This window comes from Acinetobacter sp. C26M (assembly GCF_023702675.1).
In the GTDB taxonomy this organism is placed as follows: domain Bacteria; phylum Pseudomonadota; class Gammaproteobacteria; order Pseudomonadales; family Moraxellaceae; genus Acinetobacter.
This window is the reverse complement of sequence record NZ_CP098478.1, coordinates 2,429,094-2,448,213: the sequence shown is the minus strand read 5'-3', so window position 1 is coordinate 2,448,213 and position 19,120 is coordinate 2,429,094. Positions and strand designations below refer to the sequence as shown.

Here is a 19,120-nt window from a genome sequence, read left to right as displayed (position 1 = left end):
ATGATTCGATCAAGTCAATTGTGCTCACTCATTTTGCTGACGTTGTTTCCTGATGTGTTCTATTAAGAACCTTGCCGCAGCACCCAAGTCACTTTCTCGGCTCCAAACCAAATCAACGTAGTACTCAAATTTAGGCGTGAAATCATAAAGATCCAAAATCTTAAGTTTCTTTTTAAGTTCAGGGTTTTCATTAAACATTTGTAAGGGCAATACCCCCCAACCCAAATTGCGAACAATCATCATACTTGCAGAGTGATGATTATCTGTTCGCCAATAGTCTTTGGAATAAAGCAGTTCAGGTTTGATGGTATGATCACGACTGGCTACAACAATTTGCCGTGTCTGCACCATTTGCTCAAATGACACTTGATCAAGCGCTGCTAGGGGGTGATTTTTCGCAATAACAGGGACGAGGGCTTCCCGTTTGAGTTCAACAAATTGTTCACGGCTATCCAATTGCTCACGCTCAAACATCAAGGCAAGCTGTGCAGATTGATCCAGCAACATCTGTAGAGCATCTTCTTGTGGTGCAGAAAAAATATTTATAGCGAGACTCGGAAAACGTTGCTCTAGCAGGGTGATGTAGTCTGTCCAGTTGGTATGCAACAGTTCAGAAACCACCACAATATTTAAAGTTGATTCTAAACCTGTACTCAATGCATGCGCATGTTGCTTCCATTGATTCATTTCAATCAATAGCTGCTGCGTCTTTTCATAGAGCGCTCTGGCTTCATCAGTTGGAACGGGCTCACGGCCAATGCGCTCAAATAGATTGAGATTGAGGTCGATTTCTAAATTGGCAATGGACATACTTACAGCAGAGGGGACTTTTCCCAATTTTCGTGCTGCGGCAGAGAAGGAGCCTGTTTCAATCACGGTTTGAAACATGATGAGTTGTTCTTGGTTAATATTCATCTGTCAAAAAAACTGAAAGAATCTAATTGGATTGATCAGTATTATAAAAATAAAATGGTGCATATCCAAACAAGAGAGTGTTATAGAAATGTTGATTTCCAAAAGAAGACTCATTCATGCAATCGTATATGAAGTGATTTTATTGGTCATCATCGCAATTGCATTAAGTTTTATTTTTAGTATGCCGATGGAAGTGACTGGTACTCTAGGTGTATTTATGGCTGCTGTTTCTGTCGTCTGGAATATGGTTTTTAATAATTATTTTGAAAAGATCGAAGGTAAATTTAATTGGGAAAGAACGATTCCTGTACGTATTTTACATGCGATTGGATTCGAAGGTGGTTTGCTCATTGCGACTGTACCAATGATTGCATATATGATGAATATGACAATTATTGAAGCATTTATTTTAGATATTGGCTTAACGCTATGTATTTTGGTGTATACCTTTATCTTCCAGTGGTGTTATGACATGGTGGAAGAGCGTTACTTCCCAAATGCAAAACTTGCATTTTAAGCAAGGTTGTTCAAAAGCATTCTTCAGCGGATTCTGAAGAATGCTTTTTTATTGAGCTAATAAAATAAGCACAATTTAATTACAGTATCTATAAAGTCAGCACGATGAAGTTTATTTAATATCGGAAGTGCAAGTTTTGAAAAAATAAAAGTGAAAATACAAATATTTCATCACGCTAGATCGTAGGAGAATAAAAACATGCCGAGTGTACTTATAGAGGTCAGGCAACAATACACAATAGATGAAGAACTAGAGATTATGGAGGCAGTGCATTCCGCACTCAGAGATGCTTTTAAAATCATGGCAAGTGATCGAAATGTACGTTTAATTGTGCATCAAGCACATCGTTTTCAATGTCCGCCAGAAAAAGCAAAACCTGAATGTTATACCTTGATCAGTATTGATGCTTTCCTTGGACGTTCCTTAGATGCAAAACGACAGCTATATAAAATGATCGTGAACAATCTTGAACCAATTGGCATACCCAAAGACCATGTTAAAATTATGCTGCGAGAGCTTCCTTCGGAAAACTTTGGTGTACGCGGTGGGCAAGCGGCTTGTGATGTTAATTTAGGTTTTAAAATTGATGTTTAGAACAAGGTTTTAAAAAGGAAAGCTCTATCAGGGCTTTCTTTTCTTTAAATAGGAAAATAGCCTAAGTAAACTAAATCATATTGATCAAAGGGCGAATTTCTTCTTTATCTAAAAAACATCATGCTAAAATAGGGAACTTATCTTTTTAGATTGCATGATTTTCTCTATGTTTCAACAAGAAATTTCTCAATTAAACCTACAACAATTCAAAGCGGGTGAAAAACGCTGGATCGGTTCCTTACTGGGATCGTCAGCGGCACTATTATTCAAAGAAATTGCCACTCAAAGTTCAAATCTATACGTCATTGTTGCAAGAAATAATCAGCATCTTGCTCAGTTGGAAAGCGAACTGGAATTCTACGGAATCAAACCTGTAATTTTCCCCGATTGGGAAATCTTGCCTTATGACCGTTTATCTCCACATCAAGATATCGTCTCTGAGCGTTTGGCAATCTTATCTAATATGCCACAAAAGGGCATTTTACTGGTTTCTGCCAGTACTTTGGCGCAGCGCGTTGCACCGTATTCGTGGGTTGTGGGTGAACATTTTGATATTAAGGTTGGTCAAAAACTCGATTTAGAAGCACAAAAAAAACAATTGGTTCAAGCAGGCTATCGTTTAGTTGACACGGTTTATGATCATGGCGAATTTGCTGTTCGCGGTAGCATCATGGATATTTATGCTTCAGGGCAAGATGAACCGATTCGAATTGATTTATTTGATGATGAAATTGAAAGCTTAAAATTCTTTGATCCTGAAACACAAAGGACTACAGAATCTTTAAAAAACTTTACGGTATTACCAGCAAAAGAATTCCCATTGAAAGAGGGGCGTTCAACCTTTAGAGATCGTTATGCAGAAAGCTTCCCAACTGCAAATCCTAAAAAAAATCCAATTTATCAAGATGTACTTGAAGGAATTGCAACTCCAGGTTTAGAGTTTTATTTACCATTATTCTTTGATAAGAAGGTAATGGAAGCGCAGAGTATGCTGACGACATACTTACCAAGTAATTGTGTTGTAATTACAAATAATGAAATTGAAGATGATTTAATTAACTTCTGGAAAGAAGTAATACGTCGTTATGAAGACCGACGCCACAACATTGATCAACCAATTCTTGCACCTGAAGAACTTTTTTTAATGCCTAATCATGTATTACAGGCATTAAATCAATTCCCACGAATTTTGGCTTCAGCAGAAGTTTTCGAGAGCAAAGCAGGTGTACTCAATATTGCAGCTGAACAACCGCCTAAGCTGGCAGTTGATTCGAAAAAAGAACAGCCTTTCGAAGCGGTAAAGCATTATATCGACCAAGCCAAGCATCCGGTTTTGTTGGTTGCTGAAAGTGCAGGGCGTCGTGAAACGCTAAAAGATGCATTGCGTGGCGTTTTGGGTGAAATCCAAAATGTAGAGAGTTTTACCCAATTCCAAAAAGATCAGCTACAGGTTGCGATTACCAGTGCACCGCTAGATCGCGGTTTGTTGCTGACTAATCAACTTTCGGTTATTTCAGAAAACCAGCTCTATGAGCATCGGGTCGTACAGCGCCGTCGTAAGCGACAGCAAGAAGTATCTGAAGAGTTCTTGGTTCGTAGTTTAACCGAGTTAAGTATAGGTGCACCTGTAGTGCATATCGATCATGGTGTTGGACGTTATGCGGGTTTGATTACCTTAGAAATTGATGAGCAGGATCATGAATTCTTACAGCTCGATTATGCTGATGGCGCTAAAGTATATGTTCCTGTAACCAATTTACATCTGATCAGTCGTTATAGTGGCGGCGATCCAGATTTAGCACCATTGCATAAACTGGGTACAGATACTTGGAGCAAAGCCAAACGCAAAGCTTTGGAGCAAATCCATGATGTTGCTGCAGAGTTATTGCATATTCAGGCCCGTCGTCAATCCAAACCTGGTTTTGCTTTCGAACTGGATCATACTGGATATATGCAATTCTCCAGTGGCTTTGCCTATGAAGAGACTTTAGACCAAGCCAATGCGATTGAAGCTACTATCCATGATATGCAGCTTGCCAAACCGATGGACCGCTTGGTTTGTGGTGATGTTGGCTTTGGTAAAACTGAAGTGGCAATGCGTGCTGCATTTGTTGCTGTACAAAACAACAAACAAGTAGCGGTGCTGGTGCCAACGACATTGTTGGCACAGCAGCATTATGAATCATTTAAAGATCGCTTTGCCGATACCGCGGTACGCATTGAAGTATTGTCTCGCTTTGGCAGTAATAAAACCCACTTAAAAACCATTGAAGATCTTGCTGAAGGCAAAGTCGATATTGTGGTTGGAACGCATAAAATTCTGCAAGAAAATATCCAGTTTAAGAATCTTGGATTAATGATTGTCGATGAGGAACATCGCTTTGGTGTTCGTGATAAAGAACGGATCAAGGCATTACGTGCCGATGTCGATATGTTGACTTTAACAGCGACCCCAATTCCACGTACTTTAAATATGGCATTCTCAGGGATGCGCGATCTATCAATTATTGCAACACCACCAGCACGTCGTTTAGCCGTTAAAACCTTTGTACAAGAACATACCGATGATTCGGTCAAAGAAGCGATTCTGCGTGAGTTATTACGTGGTGGTCAGGTGTACTTGTTGCACAATGAGGTAGATACCATTGAACGTGCCGCTGAAACGATTCGTAATTTAGTCCCTGAAGCACGGGTGGCTGTGGCACACGGGCAAATGCGTGAACGTGAGCTTGAGCAGGTGATGCAGCAGTTCTATCACAAAGAATATAACGTACTGGTGTGTTCAACCATTATCGAAACGGGTATTGATGTTCCTAATGCCAATACAATCATCATCGAACGTGCCGATAAATTAGGACTTGCACAACTGCATCAATTACGTGGTCGTGTCGGGCGTTCGCATCATCAAGCTTATGCCTATCTACTGGTTCCATCACTTAAACATCTCAAAGGTGATGCGGAAAAACGTTTAGATGCCATTCAACGCGCTTCAACACTTGGTGCAGGTTTCATGCTTGCAACCGAAGATTTGGAGATTCGTGGGGCTGGTGAGCTACTCGGTGAGCAGCAAAGTGGCTCAATGCAGGCGATTGGTTATAGTCTGTATATGGAAATGCTTGAGAAAGCGACCAAAGCCATTCAAAAAGGTAAAACTCCTAATTTTGATGCACCATTATCATTAACTGCCGAAATTAACTTGCATATGCCAGCCCTGATCCCAGATGAGTACTTGGGTGATGTGCATCAACGTTTGTTATTTTATAAGCGCATTAGTAATACAGATAGCCAAGAAAAGCTCGACAATATTCGTATGGAGTTGATTGATCGTTTTGGTATTCCGCCACAGCCTGTGAAGCAATTATTTAGTGTGCATCAGTTACGCTTGCGTGCAGAGCAATTGGGAATTACCAAAATTGACATCAATAGTAATGGAGGTTATATCGAATTTGCCCCAGATACACCTGTTCAAGCCATCAGTATCATTCAATTGATGCAGAAGAATCCAACCTACTATCGAATGGAAGGTGGGCAACGTCTGAAAGTCATGGTGCAATTAGCTGAATACGATAAACGGATTCAGTTCATTGTCGACTTATTAAATAAGCTATTAAGCGAGTTGAACTGAGCCTTTGATAATCTCGGTTTGATTGTTAATTGAGCAAGTTCTGTTTTTAGCGAGATGCACTGATGTTTTTGATCAGATGTTCACGCAATAAATGAGGAAAATCATTGTTATTTGTAATCAAACAGGTTACTAATAATATTCACATCAAAACTGATGTGATAGTATTGATCATCATTATTCTGCATCATTTATAAAGATATGTTTAGTTTGCATCCACAACTTGCTCAAGATACATTTTTTGTAGGCGACTTCCCGCTTTCAACATGTCGTTTAATGAATGATATGCAATTTCCTTGGTTGATCCTTGTACCACGTGTACCAGGCGTAACAGAATTATATGAATTAAGCCAAGCTGACCAAGAACAGTTTTTACGTGAGTCTAGCTGGTTATCTAGTCAACTTTCGCGTGTGTTCCGTGCAGACAAGATGAATGTTGCTGCTTTAGGAAATGTTGTTCCTCAGCTTCATTTTCATCATGTGGTACGTTATCAAAATGATGTTGCATGGCCTAAGCCAGTGTGGGGAACACCAGCTGTACCATATAGCAATGAAGTACTTGCACATATGCGTCAAACGTTAATGCTGGCATTGCGTGGACAGGGTGATATGCCATTTGATTGGCGTATGGACTGATCCAGAAAATAGAATAAATACAGTATTCTATAATAAGAATAGGAGGATAGAGTGCCACTAGATAGGTTGATTGATAAAGAACCTAGACAGTTTGCTTATTTTCATCGTTTGATGGGATATTCGATTCTGTCACTAATTTTGGTAATTTATACATTTACCTCAACTAGTGCTAGCTATCAACTCTATCTTCTACCTTTATTACTTATTTATTTTCTGCTTTGTCCCCGTTTAGAAAAATGGCTGCAATATAAATTTGATAAAAAAATAGAAAAAAATGTTCTTTTTGGCAATGAGGCAGTAATTATTGCGCTGATTCTCGCTGCATTGCATCTCAGTTTAGTTCCCACCTTTACGATTCTATTCGGATTGCTTTATGTAGGATTGAACAACAAAATTTCTCTGCCAGTCTCTTGTTTAATTGGTTTGATTGGCGTCATTGTTTTCTATTTCAGTACTTTTGTGATTTTTGGCGCGGAAGAATATTTCGAACCAACCAATCCTGAATTAACAGTCGTTAGTTTGCTTGGTTTGATGATGTTTATTGTGATTGGTAACTATTATCAGCATCGTCGCTTGAATATTCTTGGCCAACAACGCCAGCACTACCATAATCAAATGACGCGTTATATCGCTTTTGCAAATCAGCTTAGCCGTTATGCGCCACTGCAGTTATGGCAGTCAATTATGCGTGGTGAGGCAGAGGCGAAAATTGAATATAAACGTAAAAAACTAACCATTTTCTTCTCGGATATTCAAGGTTTTACTGAGCTTTCTGAAACCCTAATCCCAGACGATTTAGCCTTCTTGCTGAATGATTATTTGAGTCATATGACTGAAATTGCAAAACAGTATGAAGCAACAGTCGACAAGTTTATGGGTGATGCGATTCTTATTTTCTTTGGTGATCCAAACTCGCAAGGCGTTGAGCAAGATGCAAAATCTTGCGTAGAAATGGCAATTGCGATGCGTCAACAGATGAAATTGTTACGTGAACGTTGGAAGAAAATGGGTTATCCCGCTTTGCATATCCGTATGGGCATCAGTACAGGTTATTGCCACGTGGGTAACTATGGTGCTTCTCATCGTATGGCCTATACCATTGTTGGTCGTGATGTAAATTTGGCGGCACGTTTGCAGTCTGCGGCTGAAGTTGATGAAATCCTGATTGCCGATGACACACATCAGCTGATTAAGAATGAGTTTTTATGTGTGCCTAAAGTGCCAATTTATTTAAAAGGTATTCAAGGTCCTGTTAAAACTTGGCAAGTGATGGAGAAATTCACAGGTAAGAAATCAGATACGCAGAAATGGTTCGATTTCGATTATAAAGGCTTCCATCTGGTCTTAAATCTGGAAGAAGTACAGAACTATGAATATCCTGAACTGGTAGAGATATTGGAAAATATGGTTCAGCGGATCAAGACCCAGCAAAAAATTACCAATGCACAGGGTATCCCAAAACTGACTTTGGATGATGAAGTCAGATAATCCTTGGCTTAGATTTTTTAATTCAGGCGGTTATTTCTATTAAAACAACCGTTGTATGGTTTCTTGAAAAGAATTGCATCAAAGTTTTATCGATATCTTAATTCTAATAAAGAGAATAAATAAAAATGCAGCAAGTGATAGAAAGCCTGAATACGGCGATGCTGGATGATTTGGATATTAAGGATTTAATCTTAAAATTACCAAAGCCATTAAGACCTTATTTACAGGTAGCACCATCTATGTGGATGTATGATGATCCACTTTATGGTCAAATCAAAGCAATGCCTACGTTATATACGACTGGCAAGATTGTCTGGGCATCATTAGTGCAAGCGAATAGGAATTTATTCGAACCTGAGTGGATATCGTGTGCTGGAGAGGTTGTATTTGATCCATCGGGGGAAATGCAACCAGTTCAACTTGTGGAAGCGGCAGAGCAGTTATTTTCCTTAAAAGGAACTACTCCAGATTTCTTAGATCAAAAGAATTATGCTGCGCATTTGACCAATGAATTTACACGAGTATTTAATTATCCCTTTCCGCAAAGTTTAGCGGCTTTACCGTTAAAGATGTCTTCAATGTGGTTTGAGTATCGGCATTTACCAGGTGGGCTTCTTGCAATGAAGGTTTTTCCAATCATTGTGTCAGAACAAAACCCAAATTATATTATGTTTTTACCATCCTATTTTTGGCCAAATAATTTCTTTAAAGATAAATGGCTGGATTTGGCTGCGCATAGTAATGGTGGCGGTTTGTATGATGTGGAAAAGGATGTGTTAAATAAGATTATAAATAATGAATATTTAGAAGAAATTTTACTTCGACCTCAATTGGCTCAGATTTTTGAGAAACAAACACCTCTAATTCAAGAACCCACTACTAAACAGGCATCAAAAATTAAATTTAGCTGGTTTTTTATGCTCTTTAGTGTAGCGATCTTAATGGGGCTATTTTTTCTTTTTATATAAAAAAACTCCTCGTTAACGAGGAGTTTTTTAGAAAAATTAATGATTTTCCGAAGCATGGTTGATGGTGTATTTAGGAATTTCGATTTCTAAATCTTCATCAACAATCTCTACTTGGCAAGACAGGCGAGAATCAGGCTCTAAGCCCCAAGCACGGTCAAGCAAGTCTGCTTCTACATCATTCATTTCTTCAAGGCTGTCAAAACCTTTACGCACAACCACATGGCAGGTCGTACATGCCGCTGACATGTCACAAGCATGTTCAATTTTAATGCCTTGTTTTAATAAACTTTGGCATAAATTGGCGTTTTGTTCGACTTCAAATTCTGCGCCTTCAGGGCAAATTTGTGCATGAGGAAGAACTTTAATACGTGGCATATTGATCACCTATACCTTTAGTTTGAGTTTGACCAATCTTCAAGTTTCGTACCTTTTAAGGCATGGTCAATATGTCGGTTCATACGAAGCGCAGCAAAGGCATCACTATGAATTTTAAGCTGTTGAACAGCATGCTCAATCGCTGCCAGCTCGTCTGTTTTAAGACGGGCTTTTAACGCTTCAGCAGCAAGAATTAAGTCACGTGCTTGTTGCTGAGAGAGTAAATCAGTATCTGCTTTTAAAGCTTGTTCTAAAGCTTCTAACTCACGTTGTGCTTCAACTTTGGTTTCTTGCAAGTGACGGAGATGTTTATCTTCCTCAGCATATTGGAAACCTTCAACCAATAAGCGTTCAGTATCTGCTGATGATAGACCGTAAGATGGCTTAATATCGATTTGCGCTTGAACACCAGAAGTTGTTTCTTTAGCCGATACTGTGAGTAAGCCATCAGCATCAACTTGGAACGTTACTTCAATACGTGCTTGACCTGCAGTCATTGGAGGAATGCCATGTAAAACAAAGCGACCCAATGAACGGCAATGTTCAACCAAATCACGCTCACCCTGAACCACATGAATCAACATGGCGGTTTGGCCATCTTGGTAAGTAGTGAATTCTTGACGGCGTGCAACAGGAATTGCTGTATTGCGTGAAATCAAACGTTCAACCAAACCACCCATGGTTTCAAGACCAAGAGAGAGTGGGGTCACATCAAGTAATAATGAGCCATCTTGGCTATTACTAATCAACTGGTTTGCAGTAATTGATGCGCCAATCGCAACCACTTCATCTGGGTTGATGGTGCAAAGTGGTTCACGTTCGAATAATTCACGAACTGCTTTTTGTACTGCATAAGAGCGCGTAGAACCGCCAACAAGAACGACATGTTCAATTTCATCAAGTTCAAGCTTAGCATCACGTAATACACGTTTGCAGACACTCATGGTTTTATCGAGTGCAACTTGAATAATTGATTCAAAAGTTGAACGATCTAAAGTTAGACGATCATCCAATAGTTTTAATTCAGCAGAATCATGGTCTGTTAAATGCTCTTTGGCTTGACGTGCAGCCATGATGAAAACAGCGTATTCTTCATCACTTAACGTATCGATGTTGAGCTGTTTTTTCGCCCATTTTACGATTAATCGATCAAGGTCATCGCCACCAAGAGCCGTGTGTCCACCAGTCGCAAGAACTTCAAATACACCTTGTGAAAAACGTAAGATAGAGACGTCAAATGTACCGCCCCCTAAGTCGTAAATCACATAGTTACGGTCTGTGCTGAGATTGGTGTCTTGATCCAATCCATAAGCAACAGCTGCCGCTGTAGGTTCATTCAGTAAACGTAAAACATTTAAGCCTGCAAGCTGAGCGGCATCGCGTGTGGCTTGACGTTGTGCTTCATCAAAATAGGCAGGGACGGTAATCACTGCACCATTTACAGGGTTACTCAGACTTGCTTCAGCCCGATCTTTTAACTGTTTTAAAATTTCAGCAGAAATTTCAACAGGGGTTTTACGACCAGCCGCAGTTTCAAATGCAGGCATTTCATTTTCTGCACCCACAAGTGTGTATGGATGTTGGAATTTGATATCTGCTTGCGAACGCCCCATAAAGCGTTTTACTGAAACAACTGTATTTTTAGGATCACTCAGCATAAACGGTTTAGCTTCATAGCCAAACGTTGTTGAATCCTTTGCATAATGAACAATAGACGGGAGTAGCACTCGGTCTTTGTCATCTTGTAGAACTTTCGGTTTTCCCGATAGCACTGTCGCCACTAGAGAGTGGGTTGTCCCCAAGTCAATGCCGATCGCAATACGATGTTGATGCGGGGCAGTAGCTTGACCTGGTTCAGCAATTTGCAAAAGCGCCATGCGTGCGGTATCCCTTGAAAATAATCGGTAACAGCGGATTAAAAATCATCATCGAGGTCGAAGCTTTCTTCTTCGTCCAACATGCGATCTTCAGCTTTATCAATATCATTCATAACACGTTGGAAAAAACGTAATTTACGAACAGTATCACGTGCTTCTGCCCAGTCTTCGTCAGCAAAATCAATTTTAAATTCGCGAACTAGACCATCGATCCATTGCTGAATTTCAACTTTTAAAGTATTTAATTGCTCTGTAGATGTTGCTTCATCTAGTTGTTCACGCATTTCGAGTGCAGATTGCAAAAATTCAAAATCACTAATGGATTGATCCAGATGATGATCTTGTTTTTTTAAGGCAAGCAGATACGCAGCACGACTATCAACTTGTGAAAGTACTTTATATGCTTGGTTGATTTCGCTTGACTTGATCAAGGCTTGATCTTTGTCAGTGGCTTTATCTGGGTGATATTGCTGTTGCAAACTTAAAAACTGTTTTTTTAAAGCTGCTAAATCTATATCGAGTGCTTCGGGTAATTGGAACAACTCAAAATGATTCATGGGAGATGAATTCCGCTATTGATAAATACGTTAAAACAGTGCGGAACACACTGTTTTGACGAAAAGAAAGAGGGTGTTGCCAGTTAAACGGTAAATGATTCACCGCAACCACATTCACCTTTTTGATTTGGGTTGTTAAATTCAAAGCCTTCGTTAAGACCATTTTTGACATAGTCCATCTCTAAACCATTGAGATAAACCAAGCTTTTAGGGTCAACAAAAACTTTAACACCAAGTTGTTCAAATACTTGGTCATGGGTGTCGACATCATCGACAAACTCAAGTACATAAGCCAACCCAGAACAACCCGAAGTTTTCACACCAATACGAATGCCTTCACCCTTACCTCGATTTTGCAGGTAATTGCTGATGTGACTCGCAGCATTTTCAGTTAAATGGATCATGAAAACTCCAATGTTATTTCGGTGATCAATTAAGCTTTCGCTTTTTTACCGCGATAATCTTCAATCGCAGCTTTAATTGCATCTTCAGCCAATACAGAGCAGTGTACTTTCACTGGTGGAAGTGCAAGCTCAGTCGCGATATCAATATTCTTGATTGATTGAGCTTCATCAAGCGTTTTACCTTTTAACCATTCGGTTACAAGAGAGCTTGATGCAATTGCAGAACCACAGCCGTAAGTTTTGAAGCGAGCTTCTTCAATTACGCCATTGTCATCGACTTGAATCTGTAAACGCATCACGTCGCCACAAGCTGGTGCGCCGACCATACCTGTACCTACGTTTTCTGCATTTTTGTCTAAAACACCAACATTACGAGGGTTTTCGTAATGATCAATTACTTTTTCGCTATAAGCCATGTTGCTTCTCCAAACCTCGGGGTCAGCCTAATATTAATATGAGGGTAAAAACACGTTTTTCAATTGAGGGTTCAATGAATTAGTGTTCAGCCCATTCAACTGTTGAAAGGTCGATACCTTCTTTGTACATATCCCAAAGCGGAGAAAGTTCACGCAATTTCTCAACTGCAGCTTTGGTAATTGTTAACACGTGATCAATATCTGCTTCAGTTGTGTATTTGCCAAAACTGAAACGGATTGAACTGTGCGCTAACTCATCAGATAAACCTAAAGCACGTAAAACGTATGAAGGCTCTAAAGTTGCAGATGTACATGCTGAACCGCTTGAAACAGCAACATCTTTCAGTGCCATCATCAGTGATTCACCTTCAACAAAGTTGAAGCTGACATTTAGATAGTTTGCAACGTTTTGCGTTGGGTGGCCATTCAAGAACACTTGTTCAAGGTCTTGTAAACCATTCCAAAGCTTGTCGCGTAATTTACGGATACGCTCTTGCTCTGCTTGCATAGTTTTGCCAGCAATTTCAAAAGCTTCACCCATACCAACAATTTGATGTGTCGCTAAAGTACCAGAACGCATACCACGCTCATGACCACCACCGTGCATTTGAGCTTTTAAGCGAACACGTGGGCTACGACGAACGAAAAGTGCGCCAATGCCTTTAGGACCATAAACTTTATGACCAGAGAAACTCATTAAGTCGACTTTCATGGTTGAAAGATCAATCTCAACTTTACCCGCAGCTTGTGCAGCATCGACATGGAAGAATGTCTTGTTGGCGCGTGTTAATTCACCAATTGCAGCAACATCTGTCACTGTACCAATTTCGTTGTTCACCATCATCAGTGACACAAGAATAGTATCTGGACGTAAAGCGGCTTTAACCATCTCAGGTGTAATTAAACCTGTACGTGGTTCTGGTTCTAAATATGTAATTTCGAAACCTTGTTCTTCAAGTTCACGACAAGGGTCTAACACAGCTTTGTGTTCGATTTTACTTGTAATGATGTGCTTGCCTTTCGAGCCGTAGAACTGAGCAATCCCTTTTAATGCTAAGTTGTCAGATTCAGTCGCACCTGAAGTCCAAACGATTTCACGAGGATCTGCTTTGATGAGGTTTGCAACTTGCTCACGTGCATATTCGGCTTTTTCTTCTGCTTGCCAACCATAGGCATGTGAACGTGACGCAGGGTTACCAAATGTCCCTTCGAACGTTAAACATTCCATCATGCGTTCTGCAACTTCAGGCAGTACAGGAGTCGTTGCTGCGTAATCAAGATAAATTGGACGTTTCATGTCAAATACCTGTAACCGATAGAAGGGCTGAATCTAAGCTTGGTGAATTTTGGCGTAGAGCAACAGTTTGAACGTTGTCACGCGCAATTAAATCAGCAAGGGTGATTTTTGCGAGATAATCGGCAATATGGTGGGAGAGTTCTTGCCATAAGTCGTGTGTTAGACACATTGCACCATTTTGGCAGTTGCCTTTATGGTCACAACGGGTTGCATCGACAGTTTCATTTACAGCTTCGATAATTTCTAGCACAGTGATTTCACTTGCAGTGCGGGCAAGGTGATAGCCACCATTTGCACCACGAACGCTTGAAACTAACCCATGACGTTTAAGTTTTGCGAATAACTGTTCTAAATAAGCGACTGAAATGGATTGGCGTGCTGCTATTTCCGCAAGCGTGATCGTTTGTTCAGTTGGCTGCAAAGCTAAATCAAGTAGAGCAGTCACTGCGTAACGACCGCGAGTTGTAAGACGCATGATTCGGTACACATGGTTAGACTAGATGTGTAAATTTTATGAATTCCGACTAAAATAGTCAAGTTTTAAATTGTCATTATCAGTGTGAAAAGTAAAATATATTGGAATTATTGTATCCACGTATTATAAACAAAAAAGGCTATAAAAATAAAGCTTAATAGCGCGAAGCTAATATTGATCAAGCGCTGGCGTTTTTGCAGGCGATGAATACGGTTTTGATATTGCTTTACTTCAACCAGCAAGGTGTTGATTTCAGAACGCTGTTGGTCGATTTTGTCGAGTAGGGGAGCAATGCGTTGCTGTGATGCAACTGCTTCAGCTTCATCGTTAAAGATATTTAGCCACTGTTTCCAGTTCGCTAAAATGTTAGAGAGAGTGAGGTGCGGGAGTAAATCTAAAAACTCTTCAGCAAGCGTCGCATCTCCTAAAATTCGCATATTGCTAATGCTTCGTTGATTGTTAAACACAAAAATCTTAATTAGATCGATCAGTGTGCTATTAATCTCTAAATCGATGTTGCGATCCAAGGCTTTCATATCGAACAAAAGACCTTTCTCGGTAAATTGGATGTAAAAGTTAAAGAATGGAATGTAGCTGTTGATTCGGATCGTAATTTTTTTATCGATTAGCTTTTGTGCTTGCAAGCGTAAGCCAGCATCGTGTGTAAGGATGAAGGAGAAAAAAGTTTCTAAAACAATGATGACAATGTTTAGCAACAAATGGGGATGTTTATGTCTTTGTTGCGTATCACTCATAGATCTCTTTTTCCTTACCAATAACGTTAAAACAATAAAATCTGTAAACTTTGAGTATCCTTACTCAATTGTTAAAAATAATTTACATGACTTTATTGCTTTGTAGAACAGTTTTTTAAAACGATCAAGTCTTAACTTTGATATTATAAAAACATTTTTATGGTTAAATACGACATACTGTTTGTAAAGAGCTTAGGAGTAATGGTCAATGGATAACTCAAACATAGAAAATCCTAACGAAGAAGCTGAAGTAAAAACTAAGCCAAAATCAAAGAGTTCTAAAAAATCTGCACTGGATTTCAAAAAATATACACAACAAATCTGGCTTGCTGGTTTGGGTGCTTTTTCACGTGCAGAAGAAGAAGGGAATAAATTGTTTGACTCACTGGTCAAGGTCGGTGAAGAGCTGGAGTCTAAAACGGTCGATTTCGCAGATAATACTGTAGGTAAGGTGACAGAGAAAGCCAAAGAGTCCGTAACGGATACTAAAGACAAGGTTGAAAAAATTTTAGATACGGGTGTGAATCATTCATTGAATCGTATTGGCTTAGTTACGCCGAAGGATCTTCAGCACATCGAACAGCTCCTTGTTCAGCTTCATATTAAAGTGGATGCTTTGATCGAAGAAAATAATCAACTGAAGGCCAAATTGAATAAAAAGTAAAAAAATTGCAGGTAACTCGTCTGTTTATGTCGTATTTCAGTATTTATTTTAATTAAAAGGTCTTTCTAGTATTGCGTTCTCCCCCAAAGCATTGCTATAAAGGCGTCATGGCCTTTTAAACTATAGCCTTGGATCTTAACAAACGATATTAAGAGGATATTTTTTATCATGAATAAATCAGAATTAATTGATGCGATTGCTGAAAAAGGGGGAGTGTCTAAATCGGATGCTGGTAAAGCACTCGATGCGACAATCGCGTCAATCACTGAAGCACTTAAAAAAGGTGATACGGTTACTTTAGTTGGTTTCGGTACTTTCAGCGTTAAAGAACGTGCTGCTCGTACAGGTCGTAACCCTAAAACTGGTGAAGAGCTTCAAATCAAAGCAAGCAAAGTACCTAGCTTCAAAGCTGGTAAGGGTTTAAAAGATTCGGTTGCGTAATCTTTTTAAATCAATAAACGCACCATTTAGGGTGCGTTTTTTATTTATTGAATGAAAAAGTTAATTTGATCTTTATTCTCCATTCATTCGTCTTTGTTTTTCAGTTAAAATTGCCCCGAAATAAAATATTGGAATTCTTATGGAATCGTTTCGTACTCTCATTAAGGGTTGGTTGGGTAAAGTCCTGCTCGTTTTGTTTTTGACCCCTTTAGCACTTGTAGGTATTGAAGGGTATTTTAGTGGTAGCAATAAAGCAGACGTTGCGAAATCGGTAAACGGTCAAGATATTTCTAATAAAGAATTAGAAAGTGCAACCAAAAATTATAAAGACCAATATTTATCTTTGGTCAAAGGTGATGAATCACTTTTAAATTTACCTGTTATTCAAGAAAAAGCATTAGATGCATTGATTGCACGTAGCTTATTGCAGCAACAAGCTGAAAAATTAGGCATGACCCTAAGTGATGTACAACTTGAGCAAATGTTGGCTCAGCAGCCTAGCTTCCAAGAAAATGGACAGTTTTCGCAGAAATTATATGAAAACTATTTACGTTCTGTGGGGATGACCAACCAAGCATTGATTGCAAGTTTACGCCAAGACCATGCATTGAAGATGATTTCAACTTCATTGATGGATTATGCATTGGTGAGTAAATCTGATGTACAGCAGTTAGCGAATCTACAAACTGAACAACGCACTTTGCATCTTGCGAGTATCAAGTTAGATGATTATAAAAAAGGCGTGACAGTATCGAATCAAGAAATTGCAGATTACTACAACAAGCATAAAAACGAGTTTAAGCAAGTTGCCAGTGTCGATGTTGATTATGTGGTACTCACACCAGCATTATTACCTAAAGCTAACCTTGCTGTGACAGAGGCTGATTTACAGCAGGCTTATACGGCATTTGTTGATAAGCAGCAGAAAGATGTAAAGCGTGAAGTTAAGCATATCTTAATTACCACGGATGCTCGTGATGATGCAGCTGCGCAAAAGCTTGCAAATGAAGTTTATGCAAAAATTCAAGCAGGTGAATCATTTGCTCAAGCGGCAGCTCAGTACTCTGAAGACCCAAGCTCTAAAGCGAATGGTGGTTTGGTTGAAGCCTATGCACCTGGTGTATTCTCAGCTGATTTTGATAATGCGGTCACTGCATTGAAAAATGGTCAGATTTCTAAACCTGTAAAAACTCAATATGGTTATCACATCATTGAAGCAAATGCACCAGCTGCCAATATTCCTTCATTTGAGACTGAAAAAGCACGTTTAACGGCTGAGGTTGAAAAATCGAAAGCTGCGAATTTATTCAGCGATACAGTGAATAACTTAAATGAAATGGTCGTCGGTGGTGATTCACTTGATGTTGTTGCGCAAGAAGTGAAGGGTGCGCGTATCGAATCTGCTAATGCTGTAACTTTAACAACTGATAATCCATATTTAAGTGATTTGAGTGTTAAAGCAAAATTGTTTAATGATGATGTGAAAAATGGTGATCGTAATGCATCTTCAAATATTCAAATGGCAAATGGCGATACAATCTGGATTAAAGTACGCAATTATCACGCAGCAGGCGTAAAGCCGTTAAACGAAGCAACTGCTGATGTGAAAGCGAAAGTAGTTGAAGCAAAAGCGTATAAAGCGGCTCAAGCGAAAATAGCAACAATCCTTGCTGACTTTAAAACTCAGCCAGCTGCTCAGGTGGTTGCTAAATCTCAAGTTACTTTTGAAAATGCAGGCACATTCGCCCGTTCACAAGGTTTAAAACGTCCAATTGAACGTGCAGCATTTAGTATCCCAGCACCAAGCAAAGAAGGTTTGTGGTCTGCAACTACAGCGAAATTACCAAACGAATTGGTGATCGTTGCGGTATCAAACGTAAATAGCAGTGTTGCAAGCACTTTGCCAGCAGAGCAGTTGCAAGAGCTGAATAAGCTTTATCAGCAGTTCCGTGGTCAGCAAGTCTTGGAAGACTATACTGAATACTTGAAATCACAAGCAAAGATCAAATAAGTTTGTTCTAAGCATAAAAAAGCCAGTTGATATCAACCGGCTTTTTTATTGGCTGCTGTAATTATTTTTTCTGAATAAATTTGGCTTCTTCAGATTGTGGGTATTGGCTGAGCAGTTTGCTTCTATATTGATTTGCTAAAGCAGTATTTTTATCTACCTCTTTGGCAATACTATATAGCTGATAAACCGCACGTGATGCTTTAGCTGAATTAGGGTAGCGTGTGGCTACAATATTATAGTTTTGCTTGGCTGCTTTATAGTCTACTGGCTCAACAGCCAAATAAAATTCAGCTAACCAAAAATATGCATTGCCAACATAGATACCATTGGGGTGGTTTTTAATGAAGTTTTGCATTGGTTGGATTGCTTTTTTTGCACCACCTTGTTTATAGGCGTCAAGCGCAACGGTATAGGCTGCTTTTTCTAACTCGATTTGGTTGGTGGTATTGCTTGTTGTTGCTGTATTCGCTGGTGGTTGAACAGCAGATGGTTGTTGTGCTTTAGCTGCTGGTGCTGTTTGTTGTTGCTGTACTGGAGCCGTTGGTGCGATTGCAGGTGCAGCGGCTTCTATATTGTTTGTTGCAGTTGCAGCGGTTGCATCTTGGGCTTCAGGGTTATCTTCTGGTGGATCAATTTTTTGTGAAAGTAACTCTAAGCGCTGATCAAGATCAGTATAGCGATTGGTGAGTTCTTTTTTCAATTGTTCGATCGAATTATCATGTTCTTCAAGTTGACCACGTAACTTACGAATTTCTTCTTCAAGCTTCTGGTTCTTTTGCATGATTTCCCAGTTTAGACTTGGAGAGCCTGCAACAACGTTATTGGCTTGCTGTTGGCTTAAAGAGCGCGATTCAATTGGAACATTGGCATATAAATGCGCACTACTGAGCAGGGCAATAAAAAGTACGGAATGCTTTTTTAGCATAAAAATTCATCCATAAGTTGAAAAATAAAGCTGTGGTCGAACAAGTCTTCACTTTTACTTGTAACACACGAGATATAGATTTTTGATCTAGCCATTAAAACAGCAACTCATTTAAATGCAATAAGCATTTACAATCTTCAAGCATTTTTGAAGAGAAATGCGGGGGTGTTGTTTAATGTTTGT

General features: G+C 39.4%; 19 protein-coding genes. 9 read left to right on the top strand and 10 right to left on the bottom strand.

Annotated elements, in window-relative coordinates; translation table 11 throughout:
- Positions 1-24: 24 nt before the first annotated feature.
- Positions 25-915 carry an HTH-type transcriptional regulator AceR gene (gene aceR, locus NDN11_RS11250; protein ID WP_167249417.1) on the bottom strand — a complete coding sequence of 297 codons (891 nt, stop codon included), beginning with the start codon at positions 913-915 and terminating at the stop codon, positions 25-27.
- Between the two features lie 88 nt (positions 916-1,003).
- On the opposite strand from aceR, the gene aceI reads away from it, so the two are divergent.
- From aceI to NDN11_RS11220, 6 genes are all read left to right on the top strand, one after another.
- The gene (gene aceI, locus NDN11_RS11245) at positions 1,004-1,432 is read left to right on the top strand and encodes a chlorhexidine efflux PACE transporter AceI (protein ID WP_251109665.1); all 429 of its coding nucleotides are present in this window, start codon (positions 1,004-1,006) and stop codon (positions 1,430-1,432) included.
- 198 nt (positions 1,433-1,630) lie between these two features.
- Positions 1,631-2,026 (top strand): tautomerase family protein, encoded by a 396-nt coding sequence (locus NDN11_RS11240; RefSeq protein ID WP_167249420.1) that lies wholly within the window; start codon positions 1,631-1,633, stop codon positions 2,024-2,026.
- 166 nt (positions 2,027-2,192) lie between these two features.
- Entirely contained in the window at positions 2,193-5,651 is a 3,459-nt protein-coding gene (gene mfd, locus NDN11_RS11235; protein WP_251109664.1) for a transcription-repair coupling factor, read from the top strand.
- A gap of 198 nt (positions 5,652-5,849) precedes the next feature.
- Positions 5,850-6,284: an HIT domain-containing protein gene (locus tag NDN11_RS11230; RefSeq protein WP_032857985.1), complete on the top strand. Its 435-nt coding sequence runs from the start codon at positions 5,850-5,852 to the stop codon at positions 6,282-6,284.
- Between the two features lie 51 nt (positions 6,285-6,335).
- Positions 6,336-7,772, top strand: a complete 1,437-nt coding sequence (locus NDN11_RS11225; protein ID WP_251109663.1) for an adenylate/guanylate cyclase domain-containing protein — start codon at positions 6,336-6,338, stop codon at positions 7,770-7,772.
- A gap of 125 nt (positions 7,773-7,897) precedes the next feature.
- The gene (locus NDN11_RS11220; protein WP_251109662.1) at positions 7,898-8,740 is read left to right on the top strand and encodes a hypothetical protein; all 843 of its coding nucleotides are present in this window, start codon (positions 7,898-7,900) and stop codon (positions 8,738-8,740) included.
- Positions 8,741-8,776: 36 nt separating this feature from the next.
- Here the strand turns inward: NDN11_RS11220 and fdx are convergent, their stop codons facing one another.
- The 8 genes from fdx to NDN11_RS11180 all read right to left on the bottom strand — a co-directional run bounded on the left by fdx (position 8,777) and on the right by NDN11_RS11180 (position 14,896).
- Positions 8,777-9,115: an ISC system 2Fe-2S type ferredoxin gene (fdx, locus tag NDN11_RS11215; protein WP_005152126.1), complete on the bottom strand. Its 339-nt coding sequence runs from the start codon at positions 9,113-9,115 to the stop codon at positions 8,777-8,779.
- A 17-nt stretch (positions 9,116-9,132) separates the two neighbouring features.
- Positions 9,133-10,992 (bottom strand): Fe-S protein assembly chaperone HscA, encoded by a 1,860-nt coding sequence (hscA, locus tag NDN11_RS11210; protein ID WP_251109661.1) that lies wholly within the window; start codon positions 10,990-10,992, stop codon positions 9,133-9,135.
- A 38-nt stretch (positions 10,993-11,030) separates the two neighbouring features.
- Complete coding sequence (hscB, locus tag NDN11_RS11205) at positions 11,031-11,549, bottom strand: Fe-S protein assembly co-chaperone HscB (RefSeq protein WP_005202854.1); 519 nt, start codon at positions 11,547-11,549, stop codon at positions 11,031-11,033.
- An 83-nt stretch (positions 11,550-11,632) separates the two neighbouring features.
- Positions 11,633-11,953 carry an iron-sulfur cluster assembly protein IscA gene (iscA, locus tag NDN11_RS11200; RefSeq protein WP_004807977.1) on the bottom strand — a complete coding sequence of 107 codons (321 nt, stop codon included), beginning with the start codon at positions 11,951-11,953 and terminating at the stop codon, positions 11,633-11,635.
- A 29-nt stretch (positions 11,954-11,982) separates the two neighbouring features.
- Positions 11,983-12,369, bottom strand: coding sequence for a Fe-S cluster assembly scaffold IscU (iscU, locus tag NDN11_RS11195; RefSeq protein WP_004652980.1), 387 nt, complete (start codon positions 12,367-12,369; stop codon positions 11,983-11,985).
- Between the two features lie 79 nt (positions 12,370-12,448).
- Entirely contained in the window at positions 12,449-13,666 is a 1,218-nt protein-coding gene (locus NDN11_RS11190) for an IscS subfamily cysteine desulfurase (RefSeq protein WP_167249429.1), read from the bottom strand.
- A gap of 1 nt (position 13,667) precedes the next feature.
- Positions 13,668-14,141, bottom strand: coding sequence for an Rrf2 family transcriptional regulator (locus NDN11_RS11185; RefSeq protein WP_004807972.1), 474 nt, complete (start codon positions 14,139-14,141; stop codon positions 13,668-13,670).
- Between the two features lie 107 nt (positions 14,142-14,248).
- The gene (locus NDN11_RS11180) at positions 14,249-14,896 is read right to left on the bottom strand and encodes a hypothetical protein (protein WP_251109660.1); all 648 of its coding nucleotides are present in this window, start codon (positions 14,894-14,896) and stop codon (positions 14,249-14,251) included.
- 208 nt (positions 14,897-15,104) lie between these two features.
- Here NDN11_RS11180 and NDN11_RS11175 point away from each other — a divergent pair, with 208 nt between their 5' ends.
- The 3 genes from NDN11_RS11175 (at position 15,105) to NDN11_RS11165 (ending at position 18,012) form a co-directional block, all read left to right on the top strand.
- Complete coding sequence (locus NDN11_RS11175; RefSeq protein WP_004807968.1) at positions 15,105-15,560, top strand: phasin family protein; 456 nt, start codon at positions 15,105-15,107, stop codon at positions 15,558-15,560.
- A 168-nt stretch (positions 15,561-15,728) separates the two neighbouring features.
- Positions 15,729-16,001 carry a non-specific DNA-binding protein Hbs gene (gene hbs / locus NDN11_RS11170; protein ID WP_004639426.1) on the top strand — a complete coding sequence of 91 codons (273 nt, stop codon included), beginning with the start codon at positions 15,729-15,731 and terminating at the stop codon, positions 15,999-16,001.
- 139 nt (positions 16,002-16,140) lie between these two features.
- The gene (locus NDN11_RS11165; RefSeq protein ID WP_167249433.1) at positions 16,141-18,012 is read left to right on the top strand and encodes a SurA N-terminal domain-containing protein; all 1,872 of its coding nucleotides are present in this window, start codon (positions 16,141-16,143) and stop codon (positions 18,010-18,012) included.
- 61 nt (positions 18,013-18,073) lie between these two features.
- On the opposite strand, the gene NDN11_RS11160 is transcribed toward NDN11_RS11165, so the two are convergent.
- The gene (locus NDN11_RS11160) at positions 18,074-18,937 is read right to left on the bottom strand and encodes a YbgF trimerization domain-containing protein (RefSeq protein WP_251109659.1); all 864 of its coding nucleotides are present in this window, start codon (positions 18,935-18,937) and stop codon (positions 18,074-18,076) included.
- Positions 18,938-19,120 lie beyond the last annotated feature (183 nt).

Coding starts and splice junctions, on each gene's coding strand:
- mfd (WP_251109664.1), top strand. CDS start 2,193: ATGTTTCAACAAGAAATTTCTCAATTAAACCTACAACAATTCAAAGCG.
- NDN11_RS11220 (WP_251109662.1), top strand. CDS start 7,898: ATGCAGCAAGTGATAGAAAGCCTGAATACGGCGATGCTGGATGATTTG.
- iscU (WP_004652980.1), bottom strand. CDS start 12,369: ATGGCTTATAGCGAAAAAGTAATTGATCATTACGAAAACCCTCGTAAT.
- hscA (WP_251109661.1), bottom strand. CDS start 10,992: ATGGCGCTTTTGCAAATTGCTGAACCAGGTCAAGCTACTGCCCCGCAT.
- aceI (WP_251109665.1), top strand. CDS start 1,004: ATGTTGATTTCCAAAAGAAGACTCATTCATGCAATCGTATATGAAGTG.
- NDN11_RS11230 (WP_032857985.1), top strand. CDS start 5,850: ATGTTTAGTTTGCATCCACAACTTGCTCAAGATACATTTTTTGTAGGC.
- NDN11_RS11240 (WP_167249420.1), top strand. CDS start 1,631: ATGCCGAGTGTACTTATAGAGGTCAGGCAACAATACACAATAGATGAA.
- aceR (WP_167249417.1), bottom strand. CDS start 915: ATGAATATTAACCAAGAACAACTCATCATGTTTCAAACCGTGATTGAA.
- NDN11_RS11160 (WP_251109659.1), bottom strand. CDS start 18,937: ATGCTAAAAAAGCATTCCGTACTTTTTATTGCCCTGCTCAGTAGTGCG.
- NDN11_RS11185 (WP_004807972.1), bottom strand. CDS start 14,141: ATGCGTCTTACAACTCGCGGTCGTTACGCAGTGACTGCTCTACTTGAT.
- NDN11_RS11180 (WP_251109660.1), bottom strand. CDS start 14,896: ATGAGTGATACGCAACAAAGACATAAACATCCCCATTTGTTGCTAAAC.
- NDN11_RS11175 (WP_004807968.1), top strand. CDS start 15,105: ATGGATAACTCAAACATAGAAAATCCTAACGAAGAAGCTGAAGTAAAA.
- NDN11_RS11165 (WP_167249433.1), top strand. CDS start 16,141: ATGGAATCGTTTCGTACTCTCATTAAGGGTTGGTTGGGTAAAGTCCTG.
- fdx (WP_005152126.1), bottom strand. CDS start 9,115: ATGCCACGTATTAAAGTTCTTCCTCATGCACAAATTTGCCCTGAAGGC.
- NDN11_RS11190 (WP_167249429.1), bottom strand. CDS start 13,666: ATGAAACGTCCAATTTATCTTGATTACGCAGCAACGACTCCTGTACTG.
- iscA (WP_004807977.1), bottom strand. CDS start 11,953: ATGATCCATTTAACTGAAAATGCTGCGAGTCACATCAGCAATTACCTG.
- hbs (WP_004639426.1), top strand. CDS start 15,729: ATGAATAAATCAGAATTAATTGATGCGATTGCTGAAAAAGGGGGAGTG.
- hscB (WP_005202854.1), bottom strand. CDS start 11,549: ATGAATCATTTTGAGTTGTTCCAATTACCCGAAGCACTCGATATAGAT.